General features: G+C 38.0%; 26 protein-coding genes and 1 tRNA gene. 11 read left to right on the top strand and 16 right to left on the bottom strand.

Going from position 1 to position 22,634, the window contains the following annotated elements; all coding sequences use genetic code 11:
- Nucleotides 1-4 precede the first annotated feature (4 nt).
- A complete protein-coding gene (locus HBN42_RS06090; RefSeq protein ID WP_165994166.1) occupies nucleotides 5-427 on the bottom strand; it encodes a CopY/TcrY family copper transport repressor in 423 nt (140 codons plus the stop codon).
- Nucleotides 428-667: 240 nt separating this feature from the next.
- Here HBN42_RS06090 and HBN42_RS06085 point away from each other — a divergent pair, with 240 nt between their 5' ends.
- Complete coding sequence (locus HBN42_RS06085) at nucleotides 668-1,606, top strand: alpha/beta hydrolase (protein WP_165994193.1); 939 nt, start codon at nucleotides 668-670, stop codon at nucleotides 1,604-1,606.
- Nucleotides 1,607-1,740: 134 nt separating this feature from the next.
- On the opposite strand, the gene rbfA is transcribed toward HBN42_RS06085, so the two are convergent.
- The 6 genes from rbfA to rimP all read right to left on the bottom strand — a co-directional run bounded on the left by rbfA (nucleotide 1,741) and on the right by rimP (nucleotide 7,401).
- Nucleotides 1,741-2,088: a 30S ribosome-binding factor RbfA gene (rbfA, locus tag HBN42_RS06080; RefSeq protein ID WP_165994165.1), complete on the bottom strand. Its 348-nt coding sequence runs from the start codon at nucleotides 2,086-2,088 to the stop codon at nucleotides 1,741-1,743.
- 96 nt (nucleotides 2,089-2,184) lie between these two features.
- Nucleotides 2,185-5,055, bottom strand: coding sequence for a translation initiation factor IF-2 (gene infB, locus HBN42_RS06075; protein WP_165994164.1), 2,871 nt, complete (start codon nucleotides 5,053-5,055; stop codon nucleotides 2,185-2,187).
- A 19-nt stretch (nucleotides 5,056-5,074) separates the two neighbouring features.
- Nucleotides 5,075-5,377, bottom strand: coding sequence for a YlxQ-related RNA-binding protein (locus HBN42_RS06070; RefSeq protein WP_165994163.1), 303 nt, complete (start codon nucleotides 5,375-5,377; stop codon nucleotides 5,075-5,077).
- On the bottom strand, nucleotides 5,370-5,666 hold the full coding sequence (gene rnpM / locus HBN42_RS06065) for an RNase P modulator RnpM (RefSeq protein WP_165994162.1): 297 nt from the start codon (nucleotides 5,664-5,666) through the stop codon (nucleotides 5,370-5,372). The genes HBN42_RS06070 and rnpM overlap by 8 nt, the downstream gene beginning before the upstream one ends.
- A 15-nt stretch (nucleotides 5,667-5,681) precedes the next feature.
- Nucleotides 5,682-6,845 (bottom strand): transcription termination factor NusA, encoded by a 1,164-nt coding sequence (gene nusA, locus HBN42_RS06060; RefSeq protein ID WP_165994161.1) that lies wholly within the window; start codon nucleotides 6,843-6,845, stop codon nucleotides 5,682-5,684.
- Nucleotides 6,846-6,918: 73 nt separating this feature from the next.
- A complete protein-coding gene (gene rimP / locus HBN42_RS06055; protein ID WP_165994192.1) occupies nucleotides 6,919-7,401 on the bottom strand; it encodes a ribosome maturation factor RimP in 483 nt (160 codons plus the stop codon).
- A gap of 297 nt (nucleotides 7,402-7,698) precedes the next feature.
- On the opposite strand from rimP, the gene HBN42_RS06050 reads away from it, so the two are divergent.
- From HBN42_RS06050 to HBN42_RS06040, 3 genes are all read left to right on the top strand, one after another.
- Nucleotides 7,699-8,019 (top strand): hypothetical protein, encoded by a 321-nt coding sequence (locus HBN42_RS06050; protein ID WP_165994160.1) that lies wholly within the window; start codon nucleotides 7,699-7,701, stop codon nucleotides 8,017-8,019.
- A 332-nt stretch (nucleotides 8,020-8,351) separates the two neighbouring features.
- A complete protein-coding gene (locus tag HBN42_RS06045) occupies nucleotides 8,352-8,501 on the top strand; it encodes a hypothetical protein (RefSeq protein ID WP_165994159.1) in 150 nt (49 codons plus the stop codon).
- A gap of 8 nt (nucleotides 8,502-8,509) precedes the next feature.
- Nucleotides 8,510-9,484, top strand: a complete 975-nt coding sequence (locus tag HBN42_RS06040; RefSeq protein WP_328804321.1) for an LTA synthase family protein — start codon at nucleotides 8,510-8,512, stop codon at nucleotides 9,482-9,484.
- Nucleotides 9,485-9,633: 149 nt separating this feature from the next.
- Here HBN42_RS06040 and HBN42_RS06035 read toward each other — a convergent pair.
- From HBN42_RS06035 to HBN42_RS06015, 5 genes are all read right to left on the bottom strand, one after another.
- A tRNA-Ser gene (locus HBN42_RS06035) sits at nucleotides 9,634-9,720 on the bottom strand.
- A 33-nt stretch (nucleotides 9,721-9,753) separates the two neighbouring features.
- Complete coding sequence (gene trmB / locus HBN42_RS06030; protein ID WP_165994158.1) at nucleotides 9,754-10,392, bottom strand: tRNA (guanosine(46)-N7)-methyltransferase TrmB; 639 nt, start codon at nucleotides 10,390-10,392, stop codon at nucleotides 9,754-9,756.
- Nucleotides 10,392-11,183, bottom strand: a complete 792-nt coding sequence (ccrZ, locus tag HBN42_RS06025) for a cell cycle regulator CcrZ (protein WP_165994157.1) — start codon at nucleotides 11,181-11,183, stop codon at nucleotides 10,392-10,394. Before ccrZ ends, trmB begins: the two co-directional genes overlap by 1 nt.
- Before the next feature lie 60 nt (nucleotides 11,184-11,243).
- Nucleotides 11,244-12,278: an ABC transporter permease gene (locus HBN42_RS06020; RefSeq protein ID WP_165994156.1), complete on the bottom strand. Its 1,035-nt coding sequence runs from the start codon at nucleotides 12,276-12,278 to the stop codon at nucleotides 11,244-11,246.
- A 1-nt stretch (nucleotide 12,279) separates the two neighbouring features.
- Nucleotides 12,280-13,005: an ABC transporter ATP-binding protein gene (locus tag HBN42_RS06015; protein ID WP_165994155.1), complete on the bottom strand. Its 726-nt coding sequence runs from the start codon at nucleotides 13,003-13,005 to the stop codon at nucleotides 12,280-12,282.
- A 73-nt stretch (nucleotides 13,006-13,078) separates the two neighbouring features.
- Here HBN42_RS06015 and HBN42_RS06010 point away from each other — a divergent pair, with 73 nt between their 5' ends.
- Together HBN42_RS06010 and HBN42_RS06005 are read left to right on the top strand one after the other, a co-directional pair.
- Nucleotides 13,079-13,495 (top strand): HIT family protein, encoded by a 417-nt coding sequence (locus tag HBN42_RS06010; protein ID WP_165994154.1) that lies wholly within the window; start codon nucleotides 13,079-13,081, stop codon nucleotides 13,493-13,495.
- A complete protein-coding gene (locus tag HBN42_RS06005; RefSeq protein ID WP_165994153.1) occupies nucleotides 13,495-13,791 on the top strand; it encodes a chemotaxis protein in 297 nt (98 codons plus the stop codon). The genes HBN42_RS06010 and HBN42_RS06005 overlap by 1 nt, the downstream gene beginning before the upstream one ends.
- A gap of 35 nt (nucleotides 13,792-13,826) precedes the next feature.
- Here the strand turns inward: HBN42_RS06005 and lytR are convergent, their stop codons facing one another.
- The 4 genes from lytR to HBN42_RS05985 all read right to left on the bottom strand — a co-directional run bounded on the left by lytR (nucleotide 13,827) and on the right by HBN42_RS05985 (nucleotide 17,682).
- The gene (gene lytR, locus HBN42_RS06000) at nucleotides 13,827-15,152 is read right to left on the bottom strand and encodes a glycopolymer--peptidoglycan transferase LytR (protein WP_165994152.1); all 1,326 of its coding nucleotides are present in this window, start codon (nucleotides 15,150-15,152) and stop codon (nucleotides 13,827-13,829) included.
- Nucleotides 15,153-15,683: a GNAT family N-acetyltransferase gene (locus HBN42_RS05995; protein WP_165994151.1), complete on the bottom strand. Its 531-nt coding sequence runs from the start codon at nucleotides 15,681-15,683 to the stop codon at nucleotides 15,153-15,155.
- Complete coding sequence (gene tsaE / locus HBN42_RS05990) at nucleotides 15,676-16,128, bottom strand: tRNA (adenosine(37)-N6)-threonylcarbamoyltransferase complex ATPase subunit type 1 TsaE (RefSeq protein ID WP_165994150.1); 453 nt, start codon at nucleotides 16,126-16,128, stop codon at nucleotides 15,676-15,678. Before tsaE ends, HBN42_RS05995 begins: the two co-directional genes overlap by 8 nt.
- Before the next feature lie 93 nt (nucleotides 16,129-16,221).
- Nucleotides 16,222-17,682, bottom strand: coding sequence for an NCS2 family permease (locus HBN42_RS05985; protein WP_165994149.1), 1,461 nt, complete (start codon nucleotides 17,680-17,682; stop codon nucleotides 16,222-16,224).
- 427 nt (nucleotides 17,683-18,109) lie between these two features.
- Between HBN42_RS05985 and HBN42_RS05980 the strand changes: the two genes are divergently transcribed.
- From HBN42_RS05980 to HBN42_RS05960, 5 genes are all read left to right on the top strand, one after another.
- A complete protein-coding gene (locus HBN42_RS05980; protein ID WP_165994148.1) occupies nucleotides 18,110-18,922 on the top strand; it encodes a Cof-type HAD-IIB family hydrolase in 813 nt (270 codons plus the stop codon).
- A 366-nt stretch (nucleotides 18,923-19,288) separates the two neighbouring features.
- Nucleotides 19,289-20,278, top strand: coding sequence for a PTS sugar transporter subunit IIB (locus tag HBN42_RS05975; RefSeq protein ID WP_165994147.1), 990 nt, complete (start codon nucleotides 19,289-19,291; stop codon nucleotides 20,276-20,278).
- A gap of 83 nt (nucleotides 20,279-20,361) precedes the next feature.
- Nucleotides 20,362-21,171: a PTS mannose/fructose/sorbose transporter subunit IIC gene (locus tag HBN42_RS05970; protein ID WP_165994146.1), complete on the top strand. Its 810-nt coding sequence runs from the start codon at nucleotides 20,362-20,364 to the stop codon at nucleotides 21,169-21,171.
- Nucleotides 21,172-21,186: 15 nt separating this feature from the next.
- Nucleotides 21,187-22,098, top strand: coding sequence for a PTS system mannose/fructose/sorbose family transporter subunit IID (locus HBN42_RS05965; RefSeq protein ID WP_165994145.1), 912 nt, complete (start codon nucleotides 21,187-21,189; stop codon nucleotides 22,096-22,098).
- A 113-nt stretch (nucleotides 22,099-22,211) separates the two neighbouring features.
- Nucleotides 22,212-22,577 carry a DUF956 family protein gene (locus tag HBN42_RS05960; protein ID WP_165994144.1) on the top strand — a complete coding sequence of 122 codons (366 nt, stop codon included), beginning with the start codon at nucleotides 22,212-22,214 and terminating at the stop codon, nucleotides 22,575-22,577.
- The last annotated feature ends 57 nt before the right edge of the window (nucleotides 22,578-22,634 follow it).

The following is a 22,634-nucleotide window of genomic DNA, read 5'->3' as shown; positions in this document are numbered from 1 at the left end:
CCTTTCAATGCTGGCACTGGCATTGGCCAGGTACACAGTTGCAAGCTACCCGAGGGACTAAGTCTTTTTTCTTTTGCCTTAAGACTTGCTCAAATGCTTCCAAATCAGCTTGGGTCATGGGCATATCTTCCAGCAAGGTCAAAAGCAAGTGATTGTGCTGACACTGGCAGATTCGAGCAAAGCTTTCCTTCACCATTTGCTCCTGGCAGTTTTTTTGGTCTATTAGGGGCTGGTAGAGGAAGGCTCTGCCGGCTCTTTGGGTCAGGACTAACTTTTTGTCCACAAGTCTGCCCAAGAGGGTCTTAACTGTGGAAGCTGACCAGTCATATTTGTCTTTAAGAATGGCCACAATGTCAGTGCTCTTTATTTGCTCATTGGCCCAAAGAACCCGCATAACTTCCCATTCAGAGGTAGATATAGATACCATGATAAGCTCCTATATGTTTACATTTGTAGATATATAATAACATTTATGTTTATAATTGTAAACAAATGTATTTTCCTAGTCCCTAATTGTCCAGATACTATTGACATTTACTCTCTTTTTTGCCATTATTTTATAATGATATATTTATTTTAAAATATAGATTATAAAATACTAAAGGAGTTTTAGGTGAAAACGAAGTTTTATCTATTTTGTCTTATTTGTTTTTCCATTAGCTTGTGTATGATCCCTGAGGTAAATGCTCAAAACCGTTCTTGGAAAAGTTGGTTTATTGAGCAGTATTTCTGGCTAAAAGGTGATAAGAGCTACTATAGTGCTCAAGATCCCGCAAGCTTTGATAAATACGTTCAAAGTGCTGGGCTAGAGTCTAATAAAGGGTTTGCTCTCTCTGCAGATTCTGTTAATGGTGAACTAGTGACAGAGCAACAGTTTGGTATGCAGGTACACCGATGGAATAAAAGTGGAAAGGCCAACCAAAGAGTTATTCTTTACTTACATGGAGGGTCTTACCTAAATAACCCAACATCTTACCATATTGACACCTTAAAGACCTTGTCAACCAGTTTAGATGCTGAAATCGTTCTCCCCATTTATCCAAAAGCTCCTTCTTTTACCTATCAGGATTCCATTCCTAAGTTAATTGAGCTCTATAAAGGAATTAGACAAAAAACTGATCCTAAAAACATTACTATCATGGGTGATTCTGCCGGCGGCGGTTTGGCTCTTGCTCTAGCTTTAGCTGTAAAAGACAATGGCCTCACACAGCCCAAAGATATCATTCTTTTATCCCCTTGGTTAGATGTCAGCATGTCAAATCCTGGAATTCCAGCCTTTGAAGAGTCTGACCCAATCCTTTCTGCCTGGGGACTGCGACGTGTTGGTGAAATTTGGGCTGGTGGTGCCGAGCATATTAACCACCCTTATGTTAGTCCTATAAATGGTGATTTTACTAACCTTGCTCCTATTACCTTATTTGTAGGAACACGAGAAATCTTTTACCCAGACATCATTATCTTTAGAGAAAAATTAGCTAGCATGAACCATCCTCACCAATTATTTGAAGGTACAGGAATGAACCATGTCTATCCTATTTACCCTATCTCAGAAGCTAAAGATGCTCAATATAAAATCATAGATACAATCAATAAGGTTTGGCAATAATATATAAAAAAAGACCTCTATTACTGGTACATATCAGACCTGTCCATAGTAATAGGGGGCTTTTCTTTTTATTCAGCAATAAGGTTCTTGCTCTAAGCTTTTTAATGCTCATACTGAAGACCTTCTTTATTTCCTTATTTTTTATCTAAGTCGCGTAGGAGTTGGTCTATCTTATTACCATAGGCAATAGACTCATCCTTTTCAAAGATTAAATCAGGAATTTTGTAGAGAGTTAAGGTTTTACCAAGTTCACGTTTTATGGTTCCTTTGGCCTTTTCTAAACCAATTTGTGCTTTTTGATTATCAGAAGCTAAAGAACTCATCACAGTATAGTAGACCTTGGCTGCTGATAAATCTCCCAGCATTTGCACCTCTGTGATGGTAATACCTTCTACGCGTGGGTCACGAACCTTTTTTTTCAAAATATCATTGACTTCACGTTTAACTTCCATACCGACACGGTCAATACGATGATTTGCCATTTGGTTCTTCCTTTCATTGGATTCAGGGTGATTAGCTTGACCGCAATATAGCGGCTGGCGTCTTATGAAGAGCTACTTTAGTAGCCTTCATAAGTATCACTTACGAACAATCTCTTCCATAACGTATGCTTCTAGGTTATCATCAATTTGAAGATCATTGAATTTCTCGATCATCAAGCCACCTTCTTGGGAATTTCCGACCTCTTTAACATCATCTTTGTAATGTTTGAGACTTTCAATTTTACCATCAAAGATAACCACACTATCACGGATAACACGAACGCTGGAATCACGGGTGATCTTACCACTTGTAACCATAAATCCACCAATGGTACCCACTTTAGAGACCTTGAAAGTGTCACGAACAATAGCTTCCCCAATAATTTTTTCACGGAATACTGGGTCAAGTTTACCTTTCATGGCTTCTTCAACTTCTTCGATAACTTTGTAGATAATACTATGAAGACGAATTTCGACTTCATCAGATTCTGCCTGTTGGCGAGCCTGTGGCGTTGGACGTACATTAAATCCAATAATAACAGCATTTGAAGCTTCAGCTAAGGTTACATCAGATTCGTTGATGGCACCTACTGCTGAATGGACAACATTGACACGCACACCTTCAACTTCAATTTTAAGGAGTGAAGCTGATAGAGCTTCAACGGAACCTTGAACATCGGCTTTAATAATAACATTAACTGTTTTAACTTCACCAGCTTTAAGGGTGTCAAATAAATTGTCAAGACTAACACGCTGCGTATTTTGACGTTGTTTTAAGAGAGCACGTTTGGCACGTTCTTCACCAGCTGCACGCGCTGCTTTTTCATCTTCATAGACCGCAAAGTGATCACCAGCCATTGGTGTTTCATTAAGTCCTGTAATAGAAACCGGTGTAGATGGAAGGGCAAATTTGACACGACGACCAATATCGTTTGTCATGGCACGAACACGTCCAAAGGTATTTCCAATAACGATAGGATCTTGCACATGTAGGGTTCCTTGTTGAACAAGCAAGGTTGCTACTGCTCCTTTACCTTTGTCCAAACGCGCTTCAATAACGGTACCAATTGCACGTACTGTAGGATCGGCCTTTAATTCTTCAACTTCAGCGACCAATAGAATCGTTTCTAAGAGTTCATCGATATTCTTGTTAAATTTAGCTGAAATTTCAACAAATTCACAGTCCCCACCCCAAGCAGTTGAAATGATACCATATTCTGCAAGTTCAGAGATAACACGCTCTGGGTTAGCCCCTGGCTTATCAATTTTATTGATAGCAACAATAATTGGGACTTCTGCAGCTTTTGAATGGTTGATGGCTTCAATGGTTTGAGGCATAACGCCGTCATCAGCCGCAACGATCAATATGGTAATATCGGTTACAGAAGCTCCACGCGCACGCATGCTGGTAAAGGCCGCGTGTCCTGGTGTGTCTAAGAAGGTTATCTTCTTGCCAGCTTCTTCAATTTGGTAGGCTCCAATATGCTGAGTGATCCCACCAGCTTCTCCTGTAGCAACACGAGAATTACGTAAGGTATCTAGCAAGGTTGTTTTACCATGGTCAACGTGTCCCATAATGGTAACAACGGGTGCCCGTTCAACAAGATTTTCAGGATTTAGGTAAGTTTCATCTTCAAAGAAACGCTCTATATCCGCATCATCAACTTCAACCTTGGCTTTTGCTTCGATGCCATAATCTACCATCAATAATTCAATGGCATCTCCATCTAAAGATTGGTTCTGAGTAGCCATTACGCCCATCATAAATAGTTTTTTAACAATTTCTGCTGGCTCGCGCTTAATACGTTTTGCTATATCGGCAACGGTCATTCCCTCAGTATATTCAAATTCTTTAGGTAATTCATGGAATTTGCGCTCTGTTACTGGTTTTGGAGCTGAGTTATTATTCCGATTGTTCTTGCCTTTTTTAGGTTTCTTATTCCAGTTACTATTTCTTTGATTTCTCACTTGGTTATGATTATTCCAACTTTTCTTATTTTGTTTTTGTCCAGATTCATGTGATTGGTTAAGCTCTTGTGAAGGTTCTGGACGAGATTTTTTACGACGTTTATCTACAGCTTTGACTGGTTCGGCATGAGCTTCCATGACCGAATGAACTGCGATATCCGTTTTGGCTGATGTTTTTTGCTTCTTGGCTTTGGCTATGTCTGCTGCTGCCAATTTTTCTGCTGCAAGCTGCGCTTCTTCTTTAGCAATCTGTGCTAAACGTTTAGCTTCTTGTGCTTGACGGAAATCAAGTTCTCTCTGACGAGTGTACTCCGCATTTTGTTCAGCTTTCAGCGCTGCTGCTCTGGCCTTAAAATCAATTTTACCACTTGTCGGCTGGCCTTGGTTGACCTGACGATTAGCAGTAAAGCGATCATTCTGAGGTCTTTTAGGTTTGAAGGAATCTTTGCGGTTTTGATAAGTATTTGAAGCATTGGCATGCTGATTATCAAAACTTCTTTTCTTGGCTGTTTTCACCTCATTGTGACCAGTATTTCTAGCTTCCTGCTTATGATTGTTTCTCGTTTTATCTGATTGACGAGACTTCATTTGCCATGGTCCACCAGCTTGTTGCCCTGCTGCTTGAGCCTTAGCTCTTGCTTCTCTTTCTGCCTTAAAGTTACGACTTTTGGGTTTAACAACAGTTGGTTTATCAGCTACTGGCTTAGTCTCTGCCGCCTTTTTTTCAACTTTTTCAGTAGAAAGTGGCTTTTGCTCGACTTCTTTTGCCTGTTGAGAGCTATGGTCTTTAGGGAGGGCTGCTTCTTTGACAGTTTCACTCTTCTTATCGGCTTTTGATCCCGCCAAAGCAAAACTAGCAGCTATCTTTTGGGCATCCCCATCTTCAACACTCGAAGCATGGCTTTTAACCTCTAAACCCAAACTTTTAGCTTTTTCAACAACCTCTTTACTTGTTTTCCCTAAATCTTTTGCAATTTCGTGTAATCTTTTCTTTGACAATTTGTGTCCTCCTATTCGTCTATTTCATAAGAGTCCTCATTTTCTTTGAAAATCCAGCATCTGCAATAGCAAGAACCTTTCTTGGTTTTCCTAAAGCAGAACTTAATTCCAGTGTATTAAACACTGTGGAGACTTCTACATTATAAGAATTACTTTTATCTCTTACTTTTTTTGTCACATTTGGTCCGGCATCATTTGCTAAAAAAACAAGTTTTGCTTTTTGGTTCTGGATAGCTTTGATAACTAATTCCTCACCTGAAATAACCCTTCCAGCTCGCTGAGCTAAACCAATGAGATTTGATAATTTTTCTAAATTATTCAAGGCCTAACTCTCTTCTTTTGACTTTGTGATCAACATAAGCAATCAATTCATCGTAAAAACTCTCTGGAACTTCCATTGAGAAACTACGGTTAAAAACCTGTTTTTTCTTAGCTTGAATGGCCTCTTCATTGTCTAACTTAATATAGGCACCCCGACCATTCTTTTTGCCCGTAGGGTCTATAAAGATATCGCCGTCCTTGGTTTTGACAATCCGAAGCAAATCACGTTTGTCAATTATTTCTCCTGAAACAAGTGATTTACGTAAAGGTATTTTTTTTACTTTAGGCATAAAACACCTCTTTTCTTATTCTTCCTCAGTAGTCACTTCAGAAATCGCTACATCAGCTGATGAATCTTCCATTGATGTATCTTCTTTTTCTGCCTCTAAGCGTTCATACTCACTGGCAGATTTAATATCAATACGGTATCCAGTTAGGTGGGCAGCCAGGCGGACGTTTTGTCCTCTTCTTCCGATAGCTAGTGACAATTTGCTGTCTGGAACAACAACTGTTGCACGTTTGATATCTTCATCATCAAAGAGTACCATATCCACTTCAGCTGGAGCAATAGCGTTATAGATAAATTCAGCTGGATCATCAACCCATTGAATAACGTCAATGTTTTCTTCAACTGGAATTTCAATGCCTGTTTTGGCATCGAAACGTTTTGGATGGAATTTACTGATAACCTTTTTAATGTTACTTCCACCACGACCAACGATAGTTCCGATAGCATCTACATTTGGGTTGTGGCTACGTACTGCAACCTTTGTTCTGTCACCAGCCTCACGAGAAACACTCATGATCTCAACAGTTCCATCAAAAACTTCTGGAATTTCTTGCTCCATGATGCGCTTGATAAATTCTGGATGGCTACGGCTTACAAAAACGTTAACTCCTTTAGGATTATTCTCAACCTTATACACATAAACTTCAATGCGATCATGTGATTTAAAGCTTTCACCAGGGATTTGATCCTGATGTGAAAGTTGGGCTTCTAGGGAACCTAAGTTAACATAGATGAAACGTTGATCAAAACGTTCAACGGTTCCTGCCATGATTTCACCTTCATGTTCCTTGTATTCATTGAAGGTAACTTCACGCATTTGACGGCGCATCTTTTCCACGATGGTTTGCTTAGCAGACTGAGCTGCAACTCGGCCAAACTCGGTTACTGATTCTTCGAATTTAATTTTATCACCTAATTCATAAGCTGAGCTGATAGCCAAGGCTTCGCTAAGACTAATTTCCAAACGGCTGTCAAATACTTCTTCAACAACTTCACGAACAGTGAAGACTTGGAAATCACCAGTTTTTTCATTGTATTCAATCACACAGGATTCCGCTTGTCCATAACGACGTTTGTAAGCTGACTTCAATGATTCTGTAACAGCCTCTATGATATCAACTTTGTTGATGTGTTTTTCTTCTTCCAAAATACGGAAGGCTTCTAGCATTTCTTTGCTCATAATCGTATGTGCTTTGCCATTTTCAGCTAAAGCAAAAATTCCTTTCTTAATGTCGTATCACATGTCAATGGTTTTATAATTTCACTGCCAATCGTGCTTTTGCTACTGATTGATAGGGAATGTCGACAGTTTTTTGGCGGGTTTTATCAAGGTAAGTGATTGTTAGGGTCTCTCCATCGAAGCTAACCAAATCACCTTGAAAGATTTTGACCTTATCAATAGCTTTATAAAGGCTGACATTTACATAAGAACCAATAGCCTTCTTTAAACTTTCTGCTGTTTTTAAAGGTCTTTCTAAACCTGGACTAGAAACTTCCAGCATGTACTGGTCGGGGAAGGGATCAGGAGTGATGGTATCCAAAAGTGGGCTTATCACCTCAGTTAAGACAGTTGTATCCTCTACTGTAATACCACCTTCTTTATCAACTAAGATGCTCAGAATATAGTCACTTCCCATTTTTTCATACTCAACATCTACTAACTCATAGGGCGATTCTATGACTGGTCTGACTTTCTCGGTAACTAAGTCTATTATATTTTGATTTGCTATTGTAATGACCCCCTTTACAGTTCTGGTAATAGGTTCTCTTGAACCCAGCAAGGTAAAATTCAATACAAAAGTGGCGAGACATGTCTCACCACCTTTCTGTATTAATTAAGTCTATTATACCACAAATTATTGGAATAGCAAGATGAAAGCATATTTACTTGGAATTTATTTAAAAGAACACTTTTACCTTCTAGCATTTCCACTGCAAAACCAGATAATGCTTTGCTTATTAAAGAATAGAGTTTCCCATATGACTGAAATATAATACAATAGATAGGATCGTTATTTTTTAGGGAGTTTCAATTGAATCAGAAAATGAGAACAGACTTTATTGTAACCTGTTTAAAACTTAAAAATATTCTAAAACTTAGAGACACTTGGTATGGCTTAGTCAGTTTCTTGGTAAGCTATGGACTAGGGTCAATCGTTTTATATAATAACTACTTTGTAGAGTCTGCACATCAGAGCCAAGACCTTGCAATCCACTATTTAGTTCTTCTTTCAATTGCTCTGGGCTTTTTGATGACCAATAACCTCTCCTACAAGTTTTTTTGGCGCCTTACTTTATGGCTCTTATCATTTAACAAGCTATTTCTTGAAATGATCCTACGACCCTACGGCTAAATGACCAGGAGTTTAACTGGTTACAGTTTAAAGAATTTTAGCAGACAGACTCTTTACCCTGCTTATTTATGGCGATCTTATTCCTTTGTAAAAGCCGTTTTTTTAAGTGGAGCAGTTATTTCTTCTTTGAAAAATAGATTACTTTTGGTGATGCTTTTTTCTGCCTAGGATCTAGTTTCTTTACTTATATCAAGGCCAAGGCTAATAAGGATTTTCCTAAAAATGTGCTCGTCCTTTCTTCTGTTTATAACTTTTATAATGTTAATTGGCTGGGCATCAATGCTAATGCACGTTTTCAATCTCTATCTTATGTCTGATTAAAGGCATTAACTGTGGATAAAATGGCTAAGCCTAAGGGATATAATCAAAAAAACATTGAGACCCTGTATCAAAAATATAAAAAAGAAGCAGCCCTAATCAATAAAAATAGATCTGCTAAAATTTCTGATCAAAGTATTACCTATATCTTAAGCGAAGCTTAGCTGATCCAATCCGTTTAGAGGTAATCACCGCCAGCAAAAATCCGCTGGAAAACATTAAAAACATCCAAAGTACTACAACCAGTGGTTTGATGATCTCAGATGGCTATGGTGGCGGAACAGCAAACATGGAATTCCAAAGTATCACTGGTATACCTATGACCAATTTTAATTCAAATATTTCCGTGCTATTTTCAGAAATTTCCCCTAGAATGTCTCTGGTTCCATCACTTAGCCACTTTTACCAACCTGAAAATCGGTTGGTTCTTCATCTTAATAGTGCTAACAACCACAACCGTTCAACCGTCTATCAGAAGTTGAATTTTTCAAAATTCATTGCTATAGAAGGGACAGATCACAAACCAAAAGTTACTGAAAAATATGGCACATACCCAAGTGACCAAGCAATCTACCAAATCGTACTTAACCACTTAAAAGAAGGAAAACACCAGTTCATCTATGCATTGACCATACAAAACCATGGTCCTTATTTAGAAAATGGTGGCTCATATGATATTTCTGCTAGCAATTTCACAGCCAGTCAAAATAAAAAATTGGAAGACTATGCTAATAGACTGGCCCAAACAGATAGGGTAACTATTGATTTCTTAAATCAATTGAAGGCAATAGATAAACCTATTTCTGTTGTTTTCTACGGAGATCACCTGTCCGGATTCTACCCAACAGATTTCTTCAAAAGTAATGATCTGAATAAGCAAACTACAGAATATTTCATTTGGTCAAATAAAACTAATAAGATTTTAAATTATCCACTCATCCGATCAAATGATTTTACTGCCCTCTCACTTGAAACCACAGAGTCTCAGCTCTCACCCTATTATGCTTTACTGAGAAAAAACCTTCCTTCCCAAGACAGTGTGATAGATGAGGTTAGCGCAGAAGATTTAAAATTAATCCAATACGATTTAACCGTTGGCCACTACTACCTAAAAAACTATCCACAGTGCTTTAAGATTAACGGCTAAAAACCACCCTCTCTTTTCTCATAAAGAAAGTAGAAAAGACAAAACAAATAAGGCTGGGATAAACCCAACCTTATTTTTACTAATCTTCATTTGTAAGGGGTGAAAAACGGGTCAAACAAAGAAAACCCTTGATATATCAAGGGTTTGGAAGGAGAGGAGGGGATTCGAACCCCCGAGCCCCGTTAAGGACTACACGCTTTCCAAGCGTGCGCACTCGGCCACTATGCGACCTCTCCATAAATGAAGTTGCTTAGTACAACTTCGATAGTTTACTTAAAAAATGCTTCTACGCGATAAATGACTTGACCCTTGCTGGAGAATTTTTCCTCATACTCGGTCATGACATTGTCTTCCAAATCACTGGCATGTAAATCTAAGCAGACTTCTTTTAAGGTCATACCATATTGTGAAAAACTAGCCAGACTATACTCAAAGAGACCACGATTATCCGTTTTGAAATGAATCTCACCCTTTTCAGGAAGTATCTTCTCATAGGTATCTAGGAAGTCCTTATAGGTTAAACGTCTCTTTTCGTGCCTTGTTTTTGGCCAAGGATCTGAAAAGTTGAGATAAAGTAAATCAATCTCACCGTCTTCAAAATAATTTCTTAGACTAGAACCATCAACTCTTAATAGTTTAACATTTTTTGCCTGAGATTCAAGTACTTTATCTAAGGCATAACTTAAAACTGAAAGTTGAATATCAATACCAATATAATTGATATCTGGATGCCTAAGAGCCATTCCAGTGATAAAACCACCTTTACCAGAACCAACTTCTACGTGGATGGGGTTTGTATTGCCAAAAACTTCTTGCCACTTTCCCTTAGCTTCCTCGGGATTTAAAATAACATAGTGGGGATGGTTTTCTAAATGCTCTTTTGCACCTTTTCTTTTTCTAACTCGCATTATTTCTTTCTAAATCTGTCTCTAAACCTACGAAGGGCATAAATTTCTTGGTTAACATGTTCCATATCTCTCTTATCAAAACATCTTAAAATCTGAGTTAAATAAGATAACTGACCATACCAGATAATTTTGCGCATGACTTTCTCGTTATTTTTATAACCATAGAAAGACAGCCATTCTGGCCAGCGAGATTCTGGGATATAATGACTCAACAAATAAGCCACGTCATACATCCTATCTGTTAGTCTAACTGAATCCCAGTCGCAGAGATAAATCATCCCACTGGTTGTAATAATCCAGTTACTGTGCTTGATATCACCATGAACAATGGTTGCAACTTCCGCACGAAACCCTGGTAGGCTCTTTTTCAATTCCTTAACAACACCTTGCAAGTAAGAATTGTTTTGAATCTGCATAGGAGCATTTTGCTCAAAATCCGCCAACAAATCATAGGGATTTTCAATCTTGTAATTCAATTGAAGGAGCTGATTAACCAGTTGTTTTGACTTATGCAGACGAGACATAATGTGAATAATCTGTTTACTATTCATATCCTGTCTGGTCAAAATCCTACCATCTAACCACTCTTGGGCACTCATCATGTCCCCATTTCCCATCCGTTTTGCCCACAATAATTGAGGGGCAATCTGCTCCTTTGCTAGGGCAGGCAAAATTGGAGTTGTATTGAGTTTGATAAAGACACTGTCACCATTTGGATAAGTCCCTTTATAGGCCTTGCCACTTTTACCTTTTAAGGGCGTCAATGTTAAATCTTGTTCTGTTACGGTCACCTTATCGCCCTCCATTTCTATTTCAAATCATTTAATCCTATTTTACTTGTTTTAGGCTACTTAGTCAATTATGTTCTTCAACTTATAGGGAAGGTAAAAAAGATTGATTAAAAGCATAATTAAAAATAATAGCAGAGCAGAGAGCAAGCTTTGACTAAAGGGTAATTCTATACAGAGGCAAAGAAGGCTAAGAGCTCTCAAAAAGGCCAGTAGATTCTTAGCTTTTTGGTCACTATTTTTAGGATAAAGAATGCTTAGATAGTGATAATCAAAATGATGATAAAGAGCAATCAACTGAAAGAGCAAGAGATAATTAAAGGTTGCAGCTAAAATCAAAGCCAAGTAGCTATTAGACACAAAATAAAGAGCTAGGGTAGCCAGCAAGGTCAGTCTTACAAATAACCCCAGATAATCTGAACTTCGTAAAAAGGCTCTGAGATAAAGGTTTGTCCACAATTTTGAACTGGTCTTTTTAACCAAGGAAAGAACCACATTAAGGTAAGAACGATCTTTAAAACTTGTTGATACACCTTTCACATTTGTAAAAAGAGAATAAAATCCCAGAACTTTTTGCTTACGTTGACTTTCCAGCAAAATAGCTTCCTGCCAATTCAAATGATCCCCACAGAATAAAGCAGCCACTTTTCTTTTTAGAATGACCCATTTTAAGAAGAGTAAGAGAAGAAAAACTCCCCAAAAAAGAAGGAAAGAAAAGCCTAATTTCAAGAAAAGAGGATATAAAACGAGAAGTGCAAGACTTTGCAAGCCTCCCCAAAAAAGAAAGGCTCTTTGTCCTGCTTTTTTAAGATGTTCTCCAACTTCAACTTCTTTACTGAGCAAGTAATGACTGTCTGCCTTCTCCAAGTAGCTGGCTATTGTCCCCATATTCAAAAGCAGAGCTATGATGACAATTAATAGGAAAAAGATAGGGAGATGATTCTTAGGAAAATTTTTTAAAAGGCTGCTATATTGGAAAAGCACATACCCTAATAAAAATAAGAGAACCAAAACAAAATGATCATTAAAAACATAAGGCAGATACTTTTGATGTAATTTTTGAAAGGCCAAGCGTCTTTTATTAAATAACTCTGTCATTTCACACCTCTTTTGTCAGTGCTAAATAGATATCATTTAAGCTAGCATTTGGACTAGCAAAACTTTGACGTAACTCCTCTAAACTCCCTTGTGCTCTGACTTGCCCCTTGTGCAAGATAACAAAGCGATCGCACATTTTTTCAGCAGAATCTAAAACATGGGTACTCATCAAGATTGATTTCCCTTTTTTCTTTTCTTCTTCTAAATAGGCTACCAAATCAGAAATAGCTAAAGGGTCAAGACCGAGGAAGGGCTCATCAAGGATAAACAAACTAGGGTCAATGATAAAGGCACATATAATCATAACCTTTTGCTTCATCCCTTTTGAAAAGTGACTAGGATACCAGTCTAGCTTATCTGTCAATCGATAGGTTTCTAATAGTGGTTTGGCTCTATTCTGGGCAAGCTCAAGGTCAATATCATAAGCCATGGCAATGGTTTCAATATGCTCTCTTAGGGTTAACTCCTCATATAAGGCTGGTGTTTCTGGAATAAATCCAATTTTTTTTCGATAGTCAGCCTTGTCTGTGTCCAGACTCAGTCCATCAATAGTAATCTTTCCTTTATAAGGCTGTAAAAGTCCAATAATTTCATTGATAGTGGTAGACTTTCCAGCGCCATTTAATCCGATCAATCCAACCAGCTCACCGTTTTCAACTGTGAATGATACTTCTTTTAAAACAGGGATATTAATATAGCCCCCTGTAACATTTTCAATTTTTAACATACGCATTCTTTCTATAATTTGATATACTTGTAATGTCTATTATAACAAAATCAAGTAAAGAAGGTGACAGAAAATGGAAGATTGCATTTTTTGCAAAATTATAAATGGTCATATCCCATCATCAAAAATTTATGAAGATGAGCAAGTGATAGCTTTTCTTGATATTTCACAAACAACACCTGGACACACTCTCCTAGTGCCCAAAAAACATGTGCGAAATATTTTAGATATGGATCAAGAAACAGCAGCAGAAACTTTTTCACGTCTACCTAAACTGGCTCGCGCTGTGCATAAAGCAACAGATGCTCTTGCTATAAACATTATCAATAACAATGAAGCACTAGCTGGCCAAAGTGTTTTTCATGCCCATATCCATATTGTTCCACGCTACAGCGAAGACGATGGCATTTCAATTTCTTATACAACACATGAACCAGATTTTGAAAAGCTAGGCTTACTAGCTGATAAAATAAAGAAAGAGGTTATCTAATGACATTCAAGTCTCTTTTAGCAGTTGGACTCACTTCCTTTGTAGCCTATGAAGCCTACAAGCATAGGACTCATCTAAAAAACACCATCAAAGGTGTAAAGGATGATAAGGATCTCATTCAGTTGGATCTTGATAAAATCAAGGCAAATCTTGAACTGATCCAAAAAGAAACAAGAAAAGTTCAAGAGCTTAGCGATGATCTTAACCATAAATTACGCGTCTTTAATCAAGAAAGCCAACCGGTCATTGACCAAATCAAAAATCGCATGGCCAAATACCAAGCGAAGACAGAATAATCTAAAAAAACAGTTCTCGCGAACTGTTTTTTACTTTAATTATCACTTGTTGGGCTAGTAGAAGGAACCGGAGCTACCGGTGTTGTAGCAGCATTTGAGCTAGCAGTTGCTGCTGTCCCCTGTTCACTAGAATAGTTGTTGGCGCCGGATGAATAATCGCTTGCAGGGGTACTACTTTCTGGTGGAATAATGTTCACACTATTATCTGACCCAGAATAGTAGTTTCCTGCATCTGAATTTCCTGAGTAGCCTGAATATTGGTCACTGGTATTTGGTTGTGAGCTATCCCCTTCATACCCTGAACCTTCTCCTCTAGTCTTTGCTTTCTTAAACTTACTAGAACCTCCCCCATAAAGAACCTCATAGGTTATAGCACTGGTTTTTAGTTCTGTCAGTTTTGATAAACCAAGCTCACGCCTAATATTATTTTGGACTTCCAAAAGATGATCTTCTGTGACGATTTGATAAGATCCACCATCTGCAAGAGTAGCATCCTCACCTTTTAATTGGTAAGATTTAATATTTTTCAAGGCATCCGCATATCCCAATAAGCTAGGAATTGTAGATGAAGATATCTCAATGTTAGTTTGCATATTGTTACTTACAGCATGCAATATTTTGCGGTAAGAGCTGACACTGTTTAGGGCAAGAACTTTCTTTAGGACTTTTTGAATAACGATACGTTGACGTTTTTGACGTCCATAGTCTCCTTCAGGATCATCATAACGCATTCTAGCATAAACAAGAGCCTGCTCTCCGTTTACCTTATGAGTTCCTGGTGCGACTGTTGCCTGATATTCAGGTTCATTTTCAGAGATGGAAATAGGAAAGTTAAACTCGTTGGTAACAGTGATACCACCAACTGCATCCACCAGATCAATAAGACCCTGCATGTTGATTTGGATATAGTTGTCAATAGTCATATTGAGCAAATTTTGAACGGTCATAATGGCCATCTTGGCACCACCAGCCGCATAGGCAGCATTTAGCTTAGCTTCTTGTCCATTCATACTATTTGATTCTGGGCCAGTAAGTTTGATCAGAATATCTCTTTCAAGACTGGTCATGGTTGTTTTTTTGGTTTTAGGATTGATGGTGACTAGAATCATTGAGTCACTATTACCTTCCCATCTTGATTTACGTTCTGAGGAACCAGTGTCCACTCCCATCAAGAGTATAGAGAAGGGTTTTGTTTGTTGAATAGCTGTACTTTTAGTTTTAGAGGTTGAAAAGTCCTTAAAAGTCTTTGACAATTCTCCAGTCGAAAAAGTATAAGCACTTGTAGCATAAATACCAACAGCTATAAGAGTAGCCATTATAATAGCCGTTATCATCAATACTATTTTTTTTCCAATTTTCATCTATTTTTTATCCTCAAAGACTTTACCCATTAGATAAAGATCTAAAAACTCTCCATTTTTAGTTTTGGCACTTTTTTTCCGAGTGCCTTCGATTTCAAAACCGAATTTTTCATAGAGTTTCAAAGCTCTTGTATTTCGTTTTTGAACTTCTAATTCCAATTTTTTAATCTGAGGGCTATACTCTGCCCAATCTACAGCTAATGCCATCAAATCACTGCCTAGCCCATAGCCTTGGTAGCCCTCTCTAATGGCAATAAAGAGATCAGCAATATGGCTGTCAGATTCTTTTTGACCAGCTTCTAAATTGACTAAGCCGACAACTTTATCATCAACTTTTACTAAAAGACAAATCCTATCTTGAGCCTGCAATTGTTCTTCAATGAATTGCTCCATAAAGCTTAGGTCTGCTGAGGCTACTAGTTCTGTATCGCTAATATAATCAGTCTCCTCAATTATCTGACCAAGACAGCTTAAGAGTTGACTAGCGTCTGCCGTAGTGGCTTCTTCTATTGTTACCTGATGTTCAGACATCCTTTAATCCTTCGATGATTTTCTCAGAAGCTTTGCCATGAGCTTCTAGCTCAAGGTCTCTCACTAAGCCATTTTTCTTTAATCTTATTTGCAGATAGTCATCCAAAAGAGACTGATCTAAAAGGTCGCCCCATTCAATAACAGTAACCCCGTCGCCAAAAATAAAATCGTCTAAATCAATCGAATCAGGATCATCACCAATGCGATAGACATCTAAATGATAGAGAGGTAAGCGTCCCTCATATTCTCTAACAATTGTATAGGTAGGGCTTTTGACCATTTGGCTAACACCAAGTCCCTTGGCAATACCTTTGGTAAGGGTGGTCTTGCCAGCACCTAAGTCGCCAGACAAAGTAATGATAGTCTTTTTTTGTAATTTTTGACCTAAATGATAACCAAACTTAATAACTTGGTCTTCGCTCATACCGTTCATTCTATAAAACATAAAAATATTATAGCAGAATTCATATAGACTTCCAAGTACAATCTTGCAGTGAGGATTGAATCAAAAAAGGTGCTTAAAGCACCTTTTCTGAGATTATAAAATTGCCAAAATAATAAAGTTTAAAATGAATAGGAAGGTTGCACCCCACAAGATAGGATGAACTTCTTTTGCTTTTCCTTTAACAACCTTAACTAAGCAATAGAAAATAAATGCGCCAGCGATACCGTATGAAATAGAATAACACAAAGCCATAAAGAAGGCTGCGAAGAAGGCTGGAAGCGCATCTTCAAAGTTACTCCAGTCAACATCTAGGAATGAAGATACCATCATAACCCCAACGATAATCAAGGCTGGAGCTGTAGCTGCGGCAGGAACAATTCCAACTAAAGGTAATAAGAGAGTTGAGAGGATAAAGCAGACAGCTGTTGAAAGAGCCGTCAAACCTGTCCGTCCTCCTTCTGCAATACCAGCAGCTGATTCAACATAGGTTGTTGTGTTTGATGTACCAAACAAGGCTCCAATTGAAGTTCCAATAGCATCCGCAAAAAGAGCGCGATCCATTTTTGAACTGAAACCTTTACTGTTTTCAAGTGCTGCTTCATCTTCTGCAGAAAAGATTCCCGTACGACGACCAGTACCAATGAAGGTTCCGATGGTATCAAAAGTATCAGATAGAGAAAAGGCAAAGATAGTCATGAATACCAAAGGTAGGCGACTTGACTGGCTAAAGAGTGAAGACATGCCAGAAAATGCCGCTAAGAAGGTGCTGCCTAATTCATTAAAGGCTGAGCCAATGTGATTAGCACCAAAGTTGACAGTCGATAGATCAACAACTCCCAAAGGAATGCCCACTAGGGTTGTTATGACGATACCTAATAAGATACCACCACGAACATTTTTGATGACTAGAACCGCCATTAGAAGGAGACCAAAAATAGCTAAGAGAACACTTGGATTAGTGAAGTTAGAGATAGCAGGAACCACACCACCATTAGCATTAACAGAAAAGATACCATTTGCAAAGGTCTTTGCAGTCGCTTTGGTAGGTTCTACCCCATTGACAGCGACTATATTTCCCTGAGACAGGGAAAACTCAATGATGTTAGCATTCTTAAAACCAAGATAAGCTACAAAAACACCGATCCCGCCACCAATAGCATGTTGTAAGCTTAGTGGGATAGCTTTGATAATGCTTTTACGAACTTTGGTTACTGTAATAAAAATATTAAATAAACCACAGATGAAAACCATTGCTAGAGCTTCTTGCCAAGAAAAGCCAAGAGCAAATACGACTGTATAGGTAAAGAAAGCATTTAAGCCCATACCTGGAGCAAGTGCGTAAGGAACGTTAGCAAATAATCCCATAATTAAAGTAGAAACAGCTGCAGAAATAATGGTTGCTAAAAAGACCGCCTTTGTTGGCATACCTGCTGCACCCAAGATACTTGGATTGACAAACAAGATATAAGACATGGCAAAAAATGTTGTCAGCCCTGCTACAATTTCAGTAGAAACGGTCGTTCCGTTCTCTTTCAAATTAAAAAACTTTTCCATTTAGATGGAGTCTCCTTAAGATAATATAAATAAAATTAAAAAAGCGTCCTCGCTAATGATTAGCTTCCCCTTACTATGATTAGTCATCTTATTGTGAATGATATGTAAAGCATATCATGTGACTCTATTTTTATCAAACCTTTCATGAGATTTTTTGTAAAATGTTCGGATTTTAAGCACTTCGACCCACTTTTTTACAAACTTGCCTGTTTTTTCTTATTTAAATAGACAAATTTCCCGAATTAAAGAAAAAGTTTTTCTTTTTTGATACTTTTCTTAGCTGGTGAGAGAAAACTCCTTTCTTTTAAGAACTCCAGGCCTAACTTTTGACTGTCATAAGGTTTTTCTGAGAAATAATCACCTATAAATTGTTAATCAAATGACTTTAGCTGTTTTTCTACTTCCTATTTTCTGTTATAATTTACCCATGAATAAAAAAATAATTGCACTTGATTTAGATGGAACACTTCTCCATCATGACAATACCATTTCAGACTATAGCAAAAAAGTCATTAAAAAAGTACAAGAAAAAGGTCATTATGTACTCATTTCTACAGGTCGTCCTTATAGAATGGCCTTAGATTATTATATGCAATTAGAGTTAAAGACACCTATTATTACCTTTAACGGCTCTCTGACCCACATGCCCGAACAAAAATGGGAGCATGAACATAATGTGACATTAGATAAGAAGTATTTATTAAAAATGCTGGACTGCCAGGATGACTTTAAGATGGATTTCATTGCCAGTGAATACCGGAAAAACTTTTATATCACTATGGAAAACCGGGATAAAATCAACCCTCAGCTCTTTGGTGTCGATGAAATCACCAATAAAATGAGTTTAAAAATTGAAAAGATCACCCGAGATCCTAATGCTCTATTGATGCAAAGTCATCATGAAGATAAATATGCCTTAGCCCAGGACATAAGATCCTTCTTTAATGATGAAATTGAGGTTGATTCTTGGGGAGGGCCACTAAATATCTTGGAGGTTTCTCCTAAGAACATTAATAAGGCCTATGCTCTTAATTATCTACTCAATCTTTTTAATAAGGATAGAGCAGACCTGATTGCTTTTGGCGACGAGCATAACGATATCGAAATGCTAGCCTTCGCTGGAATCGGTTATGCTATGAAAAACGCTAACTCCGTTCTCCTACCTTATGCTGACCAGCAGCTTGACTATTCCAATGAAGAAGATGGGGTTGCTAGGAAATTAGAAGAGCTTTTCTTATAAATGGAAACGAAACTACTTTTTTCATGAAAGTAGTTTTTTAAGGTCTCATTTTGCCTGTTTTTAAAATTAGGATTTTCAGATTATTTTTCATTTTTTCACCATTTTTTCTGCATATTTACCAAATATTATTGGTATATAATGCCCTTTTTTAGAATAAAAATGATTATATCTTATTAATTCGTGAAAATAGTTACAAACTTAATAATATTTTTGAAAAAGGTATTGCTTTTTCATTGAAAACGTTTTAAAATAAAGACGTTCTTGAATTTCGTTTTCTTGAAAAAGAATTGCCAAAAGGATTTTTTGGAAGGAGATTATTCTTTTTCAATTAAACGAGAAAATACAATATAAGGAGGAAGAACAAGAATGGGTATCGGTATTATTATTGCCAGCCATGGTAAATTTGCTGAAGGTATTCATCAGTCTGGTTCTATGATTTTTGGTGAACAAGAAAAAGTTCAAGTTGTAACTTTTATGCCAAACGAAGGACCTGACGATTTGTATGGACACTTCAACAATGCTATCGCACAATTTGATGCTGATGATGAAATCCTAGTTCTAGCTGATTTATGGAGTGGTTCACCCTTTAACCAAGCTAGTCGCGTGATGGGAGAAAATCCTGAACGTAAAATGGCTATCATCACAGGTCTAAACTTGCCTATGCTTATTCAAGCTTACACTGAACGTCTTATGGATGCTAGTGCAGGTGTTGAAAAGGTTGCCGCAAATATTATTAAAGAATCTAAAGAAGGTATTAAAGCACTTCCTGAAGAACTTAATCCTGTTGAAGAAACTGCTGTTGCAGCAGCTGCTCCAACACATCAAGCAGCTATTCCAGCTGGAACTGTCATCGGCGATGGCAAATTGAAGATCAATCTTGCACGTATTGACACTCGTCTCTTACATGGACAAGTTGCTACAGCTTGGACACCTGCTTCTAAAGCAAACCGTATCATCGTTGCATCTGATGAAGTGGCACAAGATGATCTTCGTAAACAGTTGATCAAACAAGCTGCTCCTGGCGGTATTAAAGCTAACGTTGTTCCAATCAGCAAATTGATCGAGGCTTCAAAAGATCCTCGTTTTGGAAACACTCATGCTTTGATTCTTTTCCAAAACCCTCAAGATGCCCTTCGTGCTGTTGAAGGTGGTGTGGAAATCGCAGAATTGAACGTTGGTTCAATGGCTCATTCAACCGGTAAAACAATGGTTAACAACGTTTTATCTATGGACCAAGATGATGTTGCTACCTTTGAGCGTTTGCGTGACTTAGGCGTTAAATTTGACGTGCGTAAAGTTCCAAATGACTCTAAGAAAAACCTATTTGAACTGATTCAAAAAGCTAACGTTAAATAGTGCTAGCTTTACTAGGCAGACTTTTACGTCTCTTTAACTAGTATTGTTCATTAAAAATTAACTCACAAACGAAAGGATTTATCATGTCAGATATTTCATTAATTTCTGCAATTTTGGTCGTTGTCGTTGCCTTCTTTGCTGGTCTTGAAGGTATCCTCGACCAATTCCAAATGCACCAACCACTTGTTGCATGTACTCTTATCGGTCTTGTAACTGGACACCTTGAAGCTGGTGTTATGCTTGGTGGTACTCTTCAAATGCTTGCTCTTGGTTGGGCAAACATCGGTGCCGCTGTTGCACCAGACGCTGCCCTTGCTTCTGTAGCTGCTGCTATTATCATGGTTAAAGGTGGCGACTTCACTAATAAAGGGATTACCTTTGCTTACTCTACAGCTATCCCACTTGCTGTAGCAGGTCTTTTCCTTACAATGATCGTTCGTACTTTGTCAACTGCCCTTGTACACGCTGGTGACAAAGCTGCTCTTGAAGGAAACTTCAAAACTATTGAACGTCTTCACTTTACTGCCCTTCTTTTACAAGGTCTTCGTATTGCTATCCCAGCAGCTCTTCTTGTAGCTGTACCAACTTCAGTTGTGCAATCTGTATTGAACTCAATGCCAAACTGGTTGAATGAAGGTATGCAAATCGGTGGTGCTATGGTCGTAGCCGTTGGTTATGCTATGGTTATCAACATGATGGCTACTCGTGAAGTATGGCCATTCTTCGCACTTGGTTTTGCCCTAGCTGCTCTTACTAAGTTAACACTTATCGCTATGGGTGTTATCGGTGTTTCTATTGCCTTCATCTACTTAAACCTTTCTAAAAAAGGTGGTAACGGTGGTGGTTCAGCTGGTTCTGTTGACCCAATCGGCGATATCCTGGAAGACTACTAGAAAGGGGTAAGACAAATGACTGAACAAATTAAATTAACAAAAACTGACCGTCAACGTGTTTGGTGGCGTTCACAATTCTTGCAAGGTTCTTGGAACTACGAACGTATGCAAAACATGGGTTGGGCTTATGCACTTATCCCAGCACTTAAAAAATTATATGTAACAAAAGAAGAACGTGCTGCTGCTCTTGAGCGTCACATGGAATTCTTTAACACTCATCCATACGTAGCTGCTCCTATCATCGGTGTTACTTTAGCCCTTGAAGAAGAAAAAGCTAACGGAACTCCAATCGATGACAAAGCTATCCAAGGGGTTAAGATTGGTATGATGGGACCTCTTGCCGGTATCGGTGACCCAGTATTCTGGTTTACAGTTCGTCCTATCTTAGGAGCTCTTGGTGCTTCACTAGCTTCAACTGGTAATATCGTTGGACCACTTCTCTTCTTCTTTGGATGGAACATCATCCGTATGGCCTTCTTATGGTATACTCAAGAATTTGGTTACAAAGCTGGTTCTGAAATTACCAAAGACATGTCAGGTGGTATCCTTCAAGACATCACTAAAGGTGCTTCAATCCTTGGTATGTTCATCCTTGCCGTACTTGTACAACGTTGGGTATCAATCAACTTTACTGTAAACCTACCAGGTAGACAGTTAGCTGAAGGAGCATATGTTGTTTTCCCAGACGGAGCTGTTAAAGGTGCTGAATTAAAAACAATCCTTGGTCAAGCTATGGGTGGTATGAGCCTTGATAAGGTTCAAACTCAAACCCTTCAAGGTCAGTTGGATTCACTTATCCCTGGCTTAGCTGGATTACTTCTTACATTCCTATGTATGTGGTTATTGAAGAAAAAAGTATCACCAATTGCAATCATCATCGCTTTGTTTGCCTTTGGTATCCTTGCTCACCTTGCTCACATCATGTAATACAAAGATGAAGTCTGGGCTCGCCCAGGCTTTTCTTTTTTGATGAAATGGTGAAATGATTCTCTAAATTATGCTATAATAGCAAGAAATAATAGCTACTGAAAGGAAATCTAATGGCTCAGTCCTTAAACACAAAAGTCGATTATCAAACAAAAGTAGTTTCCTACCTTGGACTAGGAGGAAAAGTTGGCAACATACTATTAGGTGATAAGGCTATTGAATTTTATAACGATAAAAATGTCGAAGACTATATCCAAATTCCATGGAATTCTATTAACCAAATCGGTGCAAATGTCTCCGGTCGTAAGGTTAGCCGACATTTTGAAATCTTTACTGATCAAGGAAAATTTTTATTTGCATCCAAGGATTCTGGAAAGATATTGAAAATTTCCCGTGAGCATATTGGAAATGATAAGGTTGTCAAACTGCCTACATTGATTCAGATCATCTTTCAAAAATACTTTAAGAGAAAAAAATAACAGACAATCACTATAAAAAACTTCCTTAAAAACTCTTATCAGCTTTTAAGGAAGTTT

Origin of the sequence: Streptococcus catagoni, from assembly GCF_011421425.1 — a bacterium.
Lineage (GTDB): Bacteria > Bacillota > Bacilli > Lactobacillales > Streptococcaceae > Streptococcus > Streptococcus catagoni.
This window is presented reverse-complemented; position numbering and strand designations above follow the sequence as displayed.

Excerpts from the sequence above, each read along its gene's own strand:
- HBN42_RS06090 (WP_165994166.1), bottom strand. The coding sequence starts at position 427 with ATGGTATCTATATCTACCTCTGAATGGGAAGTTATGCGGGTTCTTTGG.
- HBN42_RS06085 (WP_165994193.1), top strand. The coding sequence starts at position 668 with ATGATCCCTGAGGTAAATGCTCAAAACCGTTCTTGGAAAAGTTGGTTT.
- rbfA (WP_165994165.1), bottom strand. The coding sequence starts at position 2,088 with ATGGCAAATCATCGTATTGACCGTGTCGGTATGGAAGTTAAACGTGAA.
- rnpM (WP_165994162.1), bottom strand. The coding sequence starts at position 5,666 with ATGCCTAAAGTAAAAAAAATACCTTTACGTAAATCACTTGTTTCAGGA.
- nusA (WP_165994161.1), bottom strand. The coding sequence starts at position 6,845 with ATGAGCAAAGAAATGCTAGAAGCCTTCCGTATTTTGGAAGAAGAAAAA.
- trmB (WP_165994158.1), bottom strand. The coding sequence starts at position 10,392 with ATGCGAGTTAGAAAAAGAAAAGGTGCAAAAGAGCATTTAGAAAACCAT.
- HBN42_RS06020 (WP_165994156.1), bottom strand. The coding sequence starts at position 12,278 with ATGACAGAGTTATTTAATAAAAGACGCTTGGCCTTTCAAAAATTACAT.
- HBN42_RS06015 (WP_165994155.1), bottom strand. The coding sequence starts at position 13,005 with ATGTTAAAAATTGAAAATGTTACAGGGGGCTATATTAATATCCCTGTT.
- HBN42_RS06010 (WP_165994154.1), top strand. The coding sequence starts at position 13,079 with ATGGAAGATTGCATTTTTTGCAAAATTATAAATGGTCATATCCCATCA.
- HBN42_RS06005 (WP_165994153.1), top strand. The coding sequence starts at position 13,495 with ATGACATTCAAGTCTCTTTTAGCAGTTGGACTCACTTCCTTTGTAGCC.
- lytR (WP_165994152.1), bottom strand. The coding sequence starts at position 15,152 with ATGAAAATTGGAAAAAAAATAGTATTGATGATAACGGCTATTATAATG.
- HBN42_RS05995 (WP_165994151.1), bottom strand. The coding sequence starts at position 15,683 with ATGTCTGAACATCAGGTAACAATAGAAGAAGCCACTACGGCAGACGCT.
- tsaE (WP_165994150.1), bottom strand. The coding sequence starts at position 16,128 with ATGTTTTATAGAATGAACGGTATGAGCGAAGACCAAGTTATTAAGTTT.
- HBN42_RS05985 (WP_165994149.1), bottom strand. The coding sequence starts at position 17,682 with ATGGAAAAGTTTTTTAATTTGAAAGAGAACGGAACGACCGTTTCTACT.
- HBN42_RS05980 (WP_165994148.1), top strand. The coding sequence starts at position 18,110 with ATGAATAAAAAAATAATTGCACTTGATTTAGATGGAACACTTCTCCAT.
- HBN42_RS05975 (WP_165994147.1), top strand. The coding sequence starts at position 19,289 with ATGGGTATCGGTATTATTATTGCCAGCCATGGTAAATTTGCTGAAGGT.
- HBN42_RS05970 (WP_165994146.1), top strand. The coding sequence starts at position 20,362 with ATGTCAGATATTTCATTAATTTCTGCAATTTTGGTCGTTGTCGTTGCC.
- HBN42_RS05965 (WP_165994145.1), top strand. The coding sequence starts at position 21,187 with ATGACTGAACAAATTAAATTAACAAAAACTGACCGTCAACGTGTTTGG.
- HBN42_RS05960 (WP_165994144.1), top strand. The coding sequence starts at position 22,212 with ATGGCTCAGTCCTTAAACACAAAAGTCGATTATCAAACAAAAGTAGTT.